The sequence below is a fragment of the Anaerosporobacter sp. genome (assembly GCF_031551385.1).
Taxonomy (GTDB): domain Bacteria; phylum Bacillota; class Clostridia; order Lachnospirales; family Lachnospiraceae; genus Anaerosporobacter.
Genome location: NZ_JAVBNS010000205.1, coordinates 1 through 11266 on the forward strand (window position 1 = coordinate 1; position 11266 = coordinate 11266).

The 11266-nt window shown below is 33.5% G+C and carries 7 protein-coding genes; all 7 read right to left on the bottom strand.

Features of this window, described 5'->3' with window-relative positions:
• Positions 1 to 1086: 1086 nt before the first annotated feature.
• The 7 genes from RMR19_RS15975 to RMR19_RS16005 are packed head-to-tail and all read right to left on the bottom strand — an operon-like array spanning position 1087 to position 11154.
• A complete protein-coding gene (locus RMR19_RS15975) occupies positions 1087 to 2469 on the bottom strand; it encodes an RNA-binding domain-containing protein (RefSeq protein ID WP_310604498.1) in 1383 nt (460 codons plus the stop codon).
• Positions 2470 to 2491: 22 nt separating this feature from the next.
• Positions 2492 to 2761 (bottom strand): DUF6429 family protein, encoded by a 270-nt coding sequence (locus RMR19_RS15980; protein WP_310604499.1) that lies wholly within the window; start codon positions 2759 to 2761, stop codon positions 2492 to 2494.
• Positions 2762 to 2819: 58 nt separating this feature from the next.
• Positions 2820 to 3854, bottom strand: a complete 1035-nt coding sequence (locus tag RMR19_RS15985; protein ID WP_310604500.1) for a toll/interleukin-1 receptor domain-containing protein — start codon at positions 3852 to 3854, stop codon at positions 2820 to 2822.
• Positions 3855 to 3878: 24 nt separating this feature from the next.
• Positions 3879 to 4916 (bottom strand): 5-methylcytosine-specific restriction endonuclease system specificity protein McrC, encoded by a 1038-nt coding sequence (gene mcrC, locus RMR19_RS15990; RefSeq protein WP_310604501.1) that lies wholly within the window; start codon positions 4914 to 4916, stop codon positions 3879 to 3881.
• Complete coding sequence (locus tag RMR19_RS15995; protein ID WP_310604502.1) at positions 4909 to 7377, bottom strand: AAA family ATPase; 2469 nt, start codon at positions 7375 to 7377, stop codon at positions 4909 to 4911. The genes mcrC and RMR19_RS15995 overlap by 8 nt, the downstream gene beginning before the upstream one ends.
• A gap of 6 nt (positions 7378 to 7383) precedes the next feature.
• Positions 7384 to 10548 carry a type I restriction endonuclease subunit R gene (locus RMR19_RS16000; protein WP_310604503.1) on the bottom strand — a complete coding sequence of 1055 codons (3165 nt, stop codon included), beginning with the start codon at positions 10546 to 10548 and terminating at the stop codon, positions 7384 to 7386.
• A gap of 15 nt (positions 10549 to 10563) precedes the next feature.
• Complete coding sequence (locus RMR19_RS16005) at positions 10564 to 11154, bottom strand: hypothetical protein (protein ID WP_310604504.1); 591 nt, start codon at positions 11152 to 11154, stop codon at positions 10564 to 10566.
• Positions 11155 to 11266 lie beyond the last annotated feature (112 nt).

Sequence of the window (11266 nt, forward strand, 5' to 3'; positions counted from 1 at the left end):
TATACATTGCAGTATAGATAAATGTATTTTTTTACTTGTTCCATATCCTTTTCAATCCTTTTAGTGCCAATGTAGTACCAATTAAATTTTTCGTCATTGATACAAGTTCTAATGGCTTACATATAGCATTTTCACCCATGATTCAATTCACAGAATAATATTCTGATGGCTTTCACCAACATATTAAGTATGACTCAGAATTTGAATTTTTGCAATCATTTTTTCATCGTCACTCGCCTAAAGTTATCCTGTTCATATCCTGTTCAAGTGAACAGGATAACTTTTTAAGTTAAACTCAGAAAGTGAATATTTGCAAGAACTTTTTCAGCATACACTTTAAAAACATTTGCCTCTGTTATTTAGTTCATTATATTTTTGTTGTTCAATCGCCGAATAAATTTCATCAATCGCCGACTTTTGAGTGTCAATCGCCAGTTTCCTTTTTTGAAAGCCAGCTTTTTAAGTTAAATAGCCAGCTTTTTAGATGAATGGCCAACTTTTGACTTTCAATAGTCATGCTTCGCTTAAGCCTATTCCCATAAATATAATTCTATCCCCATGCAATAAGTATTCTTCGGTCAAGACTTCGGTCATTTTTTTTGACCGAAGTTTTGTCTACATCTCTAACAGACAAATTCATCAACTACCCATCAACAAAATTCATGTCCAATATGGTATATATCCTCGTAACTTAGGTGCAGCATTTGGATCTCATAATTTAATAAAACCGGCATCAACAATATCTTTAATTATTCTAGAATGTGGAGTAGTGTCAATGATACACTTTATATCTACAAGCAGATTCCCCATTCCATCATTTATTCGCTCATTTGAAATGAGCGAATTATCTTCTTCTGACTTGTCGTATAACAAATTTAAATATTACTCGCAATCATTGCACAAAATTCTAATCTCAGTCTCACTTCAACAATGAGATTAATGAGACTGACAATGATACTATCCATGCTAATTTCCCTGTAACTTCAATATTTTTCAAATTTTTCAGAATATTCTCTTATAATTAGTCTCATTTTCGAGTGAGACCAATGAGACTATCTATGAGACTAATGAGACCAACAATGGAACTTAGTAACTCCATTCACCAGTTTTCTTATCATATACAGCCCCAGTAATCTTTCGGATTTTTGCATAATCTCTAAATACTGTTGCTCTCGATATCGAAAACTCTGCCATTACTTCTTCAACAGTAAGAGTCTTATTTTTTGTAATCATATTAAAAATTGCTTTTTCTCTCTCAGATAAGGTGTTCATTTCTTTTACTTCATTTGCAGCTTCTACATTTAAAGGAATAGAGATTTTAAACACATCATCTTCAAATAATTCTGGTTTTCCACCATCGGAATAAATCGGTGTGTATTTGTACAAATTCTTCACGCCGGAACCAATTGTGTCTGTACGTCCTATATTCGCAAAGAAGTTATATATAAGTGGATTCTTTGGATATGGAGTAAATTCATCACTCATAAGATTTCCGTGTTTTCTTGGAATACACCAATTTTCTGTTCGCAGCCAACTTTTTTCAATAATTACTTTTGCTGGATATGCACTAGCATAATCTCTATGAACTATAATATTAGCAACAATCTCTCTTGCAAGTAGATCTCTCACACTCGTATTGACATTATTTATCAAGAAGAATTTATCCGATGTATGCTTCGCTATATATTCCATAAGAATCTCATATGCTTCAATCAGATTTGTATTGACCTTTATCATGTCATCATATCTATCAAGATTTCTCACACGATATATTGCATCTGTGACATATCCTGGGCAGCAAGATCTGATAACTTCATCCTTACCAAATAACAACACTGCTGCCAAGTTGTATCCTTCAAATCCTGATGAAAAGTCTTTCTCCCATAATCCTGCACTAATCATAATTTCTTTATCGGAATATCCAAGCCATTGATGATCTGGTTTCTTTGATTTTGCTAAATTACGAACCTTATCCATTAATTCCATCTTCAAATCATTCTCTGTTACATAAGGAAATATCTTATGTTCTGTATAGGTGGTACTCTTACGATTGTACATATTCTGTAATTGAATTGGCGATTCCGTAATATCCATATCTCCATCTTCATTTCGGTCAAATATTCTTCCAGAGCATTTTTCTACAACAGATGTTGGAGGAACAAACACCCATAATAATAGTTTTCCTTCATATTCCATTTCTTCAATGGAAAGATAAAGTGTTGGTGACATTTTATCGGGATTATTAAGCTGATTTACAAAGTTTCTTTTCATATCGCGTTCCATATTTCTATTAATGCCAATTGGCGTTCCATCATCTTCTGCACCCAAAATAATATATCCGCCATAACGATTTGAAAATGAGCATACTGTCTCATATACATCGTTATGAATTCCATTCTGGCATTCCTTGTACTCAATTGTGATTTTTTCTCTCTTGGTAAGTAAATCTCTCATGAATTGTGTTGTCATTCCATCACCTCCCACATTTTTTTTAATCAGCAATACCATATTCTGAAAGCAACTCCTGTGCTTTCTTAATTCCCTCCTCTGTAATATATACATATTTGCTCTTTGAAGGATTCTTTCCTTGTCTTATGTAGTCTTCTTTATCTAGCTCATTTAGTATATCAAAATTATAACCTTTCCATGCATTATAAATTGCTTTATCATCAATGCATGGAATGTCTCTATCTTGAAATTTGGTAAGATAGAGTAGCATCATTGTTAAATCTTTTATTATCTGTTCTGAGTTTTTGTTCATATAAATTTTCGCTTCCAACTCTATCCTTAGCCAATCTTTCTCAATGATAATCTTTCAATTATCGATTCAAATATATTTGAATGTAATTTACCCATATATCTTTTACAAAATCCTCTGCTTCCATTGGTTCATTACTTCTACCTAATGACATTACTGCAAACATCTTCAATTCCCCATTGCCTACTTTACAATCGTATTGACCATTCCATGAATGGCCACCTCCGTAAGACATACTATTTTCTGAAATGAATATGCTTTCGGTACCACCAAACATATTTCCTTTATAAATTTTCAGTCCTCTTACAAGATTTCCACTACGATAGAATTGAAATAAGTTGTTTCTAGAGTCTAATGACTCACACTTAACGATTATATCAGAATTTTCGTTTTCATATTGTTTACACAGCATACTAAGCAAAGAAATTATATTCTTGTAACTATCGTCTATAAACTGATTCACATCCAAATCTGTAGGTTTTGAATTTGTATAATTCTTTTCAATGCCAATCTTTTTAAATATATCCTCTTTCGAATTTGATAATTCATTATTGTAATTTTGTTCATTGAACCCCAAAATTTCTTTTATCTTCTCTGGCACATCTTTTACCATTGGGTTATTCATATCAGCTATTTGGCCCAAGAAATCATCGATGTGTAATGCTATTTCATGATAATGCTTTAATGTACCTGCCGAAGTCTGTATGTTCTGGAGTTTTAGACCCTCTAGCTCATTTTCAAATCGTTTACCTTTCTCTTCCCAAAATCTTACATAACCAAGTCTTACCATCGGATCATAAATTGCATCATAAATTATGACAGGAAATATTTTGTTTTTATAATTTCTATCACGCATAATCTCTAGCACTTCAAACATACAATTATCTGATTCTAAATATTTTCTTGAAATCAAAATAATTACATAATTCATCTGTGATATAGATTGCATAAATTCTTTTATACTTCTCCAACTTTCAATTTCAATTTTGTCTCTATGAATAGTTATTTCCTTTTGCTTCTCAAATGATGTACAGATATCATCTGCTATTTTGTCATCTGCCCAGCAATATGATAAAAAAATATTCTTATTACTCATTTCAAGTCTCCTTTTTATCGCATCTTAATATAATTCAACTGCGATTTCATCCAAAGTCTTCTTAATCCCATCAAATTCCTGTCCCAAATCTATAGACTTCACGCTTATCTTATTACCACTCATCAAATAATTCTGATCAAGCGCCTCTTCTTCATCTGTCTTAGCATATAATAAAATACCACTTACACTTCCGTCGTGATTTACATCCTTATTTTTCACATATGTAAAAATCTGATACATATTATCGGAATGCAATGTCTTCGAGTTGTACAGTTCATTATACTGTAGCATCCTAGAATAGTATTTTGCATCGATAATTGCTGTTCTCCCGTGATATTCTAATGTAATATCCGTTCTCATCATTGGTAATAGTTCTAAAAATCCATCATCGACATTCCAATCAACTGGAGATGCAGTCGGTTTGAACTCCGGGTAATGTTTTTTATAATATTCAAGAATAAATTTCTCATACAAATTATGCATTTGTCTATCATCAAGATATTTTGACATTTTCAAATCACCATGCTCGTCTGTAAGTAATAATCCCTTTGCAACAAGATAACAAATATTGATAAGCATCTTATAAGTAGCGTTATTCTTTGAATATTGAAACCCTTTCCATTTTACATCTCTTAGATTCACTACCTCAACACTATCTAAATACAGTATCAACCTTTTGAGCGACTTTTTATGCTCTATTTTTACATCAAATGAATGAAGCAACATTAATGATGTACTTTTCAGCACCTGATTCATATAAGTATTTTCTTCATATGAGTCAAAGTTGCAAACAAGCTTTTTAGAATGCAAACTTTTTGTTTTTACTGATTCCGAAAAATCTATTCTCCCATGAGGAGAAGCAATCGTATCTGATTTCTGAACATACTCCCTGCCCAATCCTCGCTTAATCTGACTAGATAATCCTTTCTCAAGAATTGCCGCAAGCAAATCAGCGGTATATTCAAACTCTTCCGTCTTTATATCATGGTAGTTATCTTCATTAAGAACACGAAATGCATAACTGAGCATGTAATATACATTTTTTATACTAATATTAGCCATTCATAACACCACGCAATTTTAATGTCCATTCATCAATTTTTGATTGCTCATCAAACCAGTATTCTTTAATCAATGGAACTAATTCAAATTCTATTATTGCTGACACGTCATCGTCAGAAATTTTCTCTGAAACACAGAAATAACTATGTCCAATAACAAAACCACTTCCTAAAGATTCATCCGCTTCAATCACCTTGTTCAATGCGATTACCCGTTCAATAAGTTTATTGTATTTTTCATTTTCAGCAACGAGCTTCATATCTTCAAACTGCGTATTTTGTAATGCAGGTTTCAATTCATAAAATGCAAATCTACGCCGTAACGCATAATCAATCATTGCAAGGCTTCTATCCGCGGTATTCATCATTCCAATAATATACACATTTGATGGAACCACAAATAATTCATTTTTATATAAAAGTCGTAAACTCTCACCTCGTTTGTCTGTCTCTATTAACATTAGCAATTCTCCAAAAATCTTGCTCAAATTCCCTCTGTTAATCTCGTCGATAATGAAAAAGTATTCCCGTCCATCATCATCCTGTGCTTTCTTACAAAATTCATAAAAAGGGCCAGGTGTTAATTCGAATCCTTCCTTCGTAGGTCGATATCCCATAATAAAGTCTTCATAACTATAACTCTGATGAAATTGAATCATTGTAACTCTGCTCATATCCTTTACCTGCATAATAGAATATGCAAGTCTTTTGGCTGCATATGTTTTTCCAACACCAGGTGCGCCTTGCAAAATCACGTTTTTCTTTTTAAGAATTAATCTTGTCAAACTATCATAGTCTATTTTACTCATAAACACTTCGTCCAGGAAATCTTCTTCTAAATACTTCGGATAAACTATCGGCTTTTGTATTTCTAGCTCTTCTCCATTTGCTTCTGAAAATATTATCTCTAACTTTAAAATATAATCCGTATATTGAGTAATATCTGTGAGAGTCTTTAATACAGCTTGTCCCGGATGTTCCCATTCACCAGTATTTGTCCATTCAACCTCACGCGTGTTTCTATACTCTTTTCGTGAAGAATCATATTTATAATCCGATTTTACAACGCCTCTTCCGACAACCTTACTCGTTCCTTTTTTCACATAAATAATATCACCCACAGACATTGTTTTCAAAAACTGCCATGTCGCTAGTGAATCATTTTTATACGATTTACCATCTGCAATTTTTTCTTGCATTGCGGTAATCATTTCGTCACGATCTGCATACTCCGATAAATCTCCAAGTTCATCCCAGCCTATTGCCATAATTCCTTCTTTATAGAATTGTTCCCATAGCCTTGAATTTTCTCCTGCTGCATACATCCAAAAATGAACTCTGTTTTCTTCTGTCTCATCTTCAATTTGTTCGTCTCTACGGTTTTTAAGAATTTCAACCCACTTTTGGAAGATATCACTTGCATATTGATCTGTCATTTCACAGCTCAATCCTTTATCTGTTAAAGCCCAAATTCCTCGCTCAGATTTGTCTATCAAACCTTCATATGCTAGATAGTTTCGTGCCCATGCAACTTCATTTGCATACTTATTCATTTTTGTTTTTCCACGTACAACAGATAATTCCTCCAACGATACATTTTCATTTTCTGCTATTTTTTCACGCACATCCTTTGGATTTGCTCGTCCACCCAAATCCGTCAATGCTTTTACAATTGGTGCAAACCATTTTAAAAATTCAGCATTTGATTTTTTTCCAGTACTTCCTTGTGTAGACTTCCATGCTATGTACGATAATTCTGGAAGATTCTCATAACCAAAATTACCATTCCTAATGGCATTTGCACACTGTTCACAAATAAAAAGATATCTATTACCATCTGGCATCTTCTTGTTAATATCTTTGAACACAGTGGTAAAATAATCTGGCAAATTATCTGGTTGCATAATAAACTTGCGATTTCTATCATCCAAGTTAATATAAGTAAATGGTCTACTCCAATACAATCCCATCGTCAAATTCCATTTCACATTCGACTGTGTTAATACCATATTGTAAATAGATGCAAATTTTTCCTTTTTCTCATTTGAAGGAGCATCTGCATAGGACAAAGCAATCTCAAACATATCCCATAGATTGTCTATATCACTACTTTCCTGATCTTTTGAATACGAAAAGAACCAAGCTTTCATATTATTAAGTACTGGTATTCCTTCAAACGAGCTTGGAATATTAGCTACTATATCTAAATGTTTCTTTAAAGCATTTAAAATTGCAATTCTATTTTCATCCTTCAATCCTCGGTTGAATGCCCCCATAACCGTGAATGGACAGATATCCTTTAGAACAGCCCCATCTTCCATATATGGAAAATTCAAATCTGCCTCGTCAAACACCTTAACCAACAAATCGAGTAGTCCTTTTCGATTAGATTTGTATGCTAGGATTTTATTAGACAATTCAATATAGCAGTCGGTCCAATTAAAGTATTTATTATCGCTCATCCTCTATTACTCCTTATCCGCATTATATGGAATCTCACTTTCAGCAACCATCATTGTTTTTTCAGATTGTACATCATATGTTACACTGCTAGGAAACTTAATTACTCTTTCCTCTGGCATTATATTATCTGTCCATAATTCACATTGTGTCATAACAACTTGAACCGCATCTTCTTGTCCTTCTGGTGGATAACCATATTTTTTAAGAAGCTTTTTAATCAGCATTCTCATACGTGCTCTCGCTGACTCCTTTTTCTGCCAATCAATTGTCTTATTTTTTCTAAGTGTATCTGTTAGCTCTTTCGTCAATGCAACTAATTCTGCATTCTCATAAAAATCTTTAATCGCCTGCGGCCTAGTCAACGCATCATAGAATGCTAATTCTTCTTCATTTAACCCCAGTGAATTGCCTTCATCTTTTGACCTTGCAATGTCTTTTGCCAATTTTAAAAGTTCTTCGATAACCTCTTCATTTGTAAGCATACCATTCAAATACGAATTCATTGCCCGTTGAATTATCTCCGAGAACTTTTCTGACTTTACAACATTTGTTCTTCTATATACTTGAATCTGTTCTGCAATTAGTTTTTTTAGTAATTCAACCGCAAGATTCTTTTCTTTCATCTTAGATACATCTTCTAAAAACTTTGGATCAAATAGCGAAAACTCCTCTTTCACATCTGAAAATAGGTTAATTACACCATCACTTTTAATACTTTGCTTTAACAATTCATTAACGCGTGCATTCATCTCTGGCAGGGATATCTTTTTTCCACTGCCTTGATTTGATAAACGCATTACTAGAACTCGTACCGATTCAAAGAACGCTGCTTCAAATCGAAGTGATTCATCCACTAATGAAGCACATAATGACAATGCTTGATGAAGCATTAATGACTCTTTTAAGAAATCTTCCTGATCCTCTTTTCTGCTTGGTGCAATTATAAAGTTTACTGCACCGCTTACAGTTCTACCTCGCTCCAAATCAGAGGTTCCCATAAACGCGGAATAATCATATCCATAAAACAAATCCCGACAAATCGATATCTTCTCTAAAAACTTTGGATAAGCAACATTTGCTACATCCGTATCCTCATAATTCTTTCTATCACGAACTGTATAATCATTCATTGCTCGTTTTAAGGCTGCCGCAATTCCAACATAATCAACGATAAGTCCACCTTCTTTATCTTGGAATACTCGATTCACTCTTGCTATTGCCTGCATCAGATTATGTCCATTCATAGGCTTGTACATGTACATGGTGGCAAGAGATGGTACATCAAACCCAGTTAGCCACATATCAACAACAATTGCTATTTTCAACTCGCTATTGTTATCTTTAAACTCATTTGCCAATTCATTCTTATGTGTTTTATTGCCAATAATTTTACGCCACTCTTCTGGGTCCTTATTCGTTGAAGTCATTACTACAGCAATTTTCTTATCCCAATCTTGCCTTAAATCCAATATTCTTTGATATATCTTTAATGCAATAGGGCGGGAATATGCAACAATCATTGCTTTACCCGTCAATTGATTTTCTCTGAAGTTCTCATAATGATTCAATATATCAGTTACCAATGAATCAATTGTAGTATCTGCACCAAGGATAGCTTCCATCTGCCCCATGTCGTGTTTGCTTTTTTCAATTACTCCTGCATCTGCATTTTCAGATATAAGATCGTATTCTTGGTCTATTAGGCTTAGCGTTTCTTGATCTAGCTGTAACTTCACAACACGACTCTCATAATACACTGGTCTTGTTGCACCATCTTCAACTGCCTGCGTCATATCATAAACATCTATATAATCGCCAAAAACTTCTCTTGTACTTCTATCTTTTGCAGATATTGGTGTTCCCGTAAAACCTATGTAGGTGGCGTTCGGAAGACTATTTCGAATAATTCTAGCTATTCCGACAACAATCTTTGCTTCTTCTTCGCCCTTTTCATTGGTTACAATTTTCACTTTTTCATCTAATCCATATTGACCACGATGTGCCTCGTCCGCCATAACAATAATATTTCTTCGCTCCGATAATGGTTCCTGCGATTCTTCGAATTTCTGCATTGTTGTAAAAATAATTCCATTCGCTTTTCGTCCTTCCAACAAATAAGTCAGATTTTCTCTACTTGAAGCATGAATTGGTTCTTGTCTTAAAAAATCTCTACACTTTGCAAACTGTCCATACAACTGATCATCCAAATCATTTCTATCTGTAATAACAACAATAGTGGGACTAGATAATGCTGATTGCAATAAATGTGCATAAAATACCATAGATAGCGATTTACCACTTCCTTGTGTATGCCAAAACACACCACCTTTTCCATCTGTAACAGTAGCGTTTTTTGTAGATTCAATCGCCTTCTTAACTGCAAAATACTGATGGTATCCCGCTAAAATCTTAATTAAATTGGTGCCATCATTAGAAAAACAAATAAAGTTCTTTAATATATCCAGCAAGCGTTCCTTGGTAAACATTCCCTGAAAAAATATATCAAATTTTGCATATTGAGTGTTTTCATAATCTCCATCTACTGTTTTCCATTCCATGAAACGATCTTCTCCAGAAGTAATCGTTCCAGCTTTTGATGTCAGTTGATCACTCATCACGCAAATCGCATTGTAAATAAACATAGACGGAATCTCATGCATGTAATTTCGAATTTGTAAAAAGGCTTCTGAAGCGTCCGTTTCCTCTCTGGAAGGTGATTTTAATTCCACTAAAACAATTGGCAGTCCATTTAAAAACAATATAATATCAGGTCTCTTTTCACTATTTTCTATGTATGTCCACTGATTAGCAACGATAAAGGAGTTGTTGGCAGCATTGTCGTAATCCACCAGATATACAATTTTAGAGCGTTCTTCGCCCTTTTCAAAATAGCGAACTGGAATACCACTCTGCAAGTATTCCATAAATACTGCATTGCGTTGCACTAGTTCTCCATTTTCAAAATTGCGTAACTTTAATAAAGCTTCATTAATCGCATCATAAGGAGTTCCCTTATTAATACGTTGTAAGCTTTCCTCTAACACCTCGTCATATAATGGACTTTTGAAGTCTCTTTCAATATTTGGACCATATACATAATCATAATCCATGTTTTGAAACAGCTCTATGACGGAATTCTCATAATCTGCTTCTGTGTAAAATGCTGCCATACGTTGTCATCTCCTCTATCCTTCTGCTCGACCGATCATTTTGTTATAATCTTTTTCTCGTTTTCTCCAGTTTCTTAAGTTTTCCACTGAAGCAACATCTTTTAATATCGAAATATCCTTATTCAATACTCTAGTGATAAAAAATTCTAAATCCTTACCTATATAATCAAGTTCCGCATGATTTAATGCCCACTCTGATTCAACAGCTCTATTATAAAATTTTGATACATTAGATAACACAGCGTTTTTAGCAACACTTTTTGTCATATCTCCTATCAATACTTTATCCGAGAAAAAAACTGCAACTCTATTGCATAGTGCTAATATTTGTGTATAACTAATTTGATTTATTAATTCAATAAATTCATTATTAGCCTTGTCAGATATATGCAACTGCAGTCTTCTAGACTCTAACATTTCTCCAAACTTTTCTATTAAATCACTATAAATATAATCTTTTAGTAGCATAATCAGTTCATCTTCTTCACTAGATTCCCCAAAATAGTTATTGTCATTTATTCTGGCTAATATCGTTTCTTTAAAAGCAACATTTACATCGTAAATAACCTTATTAACATAATATGAGTTGCCCGACAAATGGGCCATTTGAACCTTGAAAATTTAATATATTATCTTCAAATATGGTATAATTGAGGTATTAAGAAAAGGAGTGATCATATGTCTTTCTCATCAAATACCTCACAACAAATCAGTATAT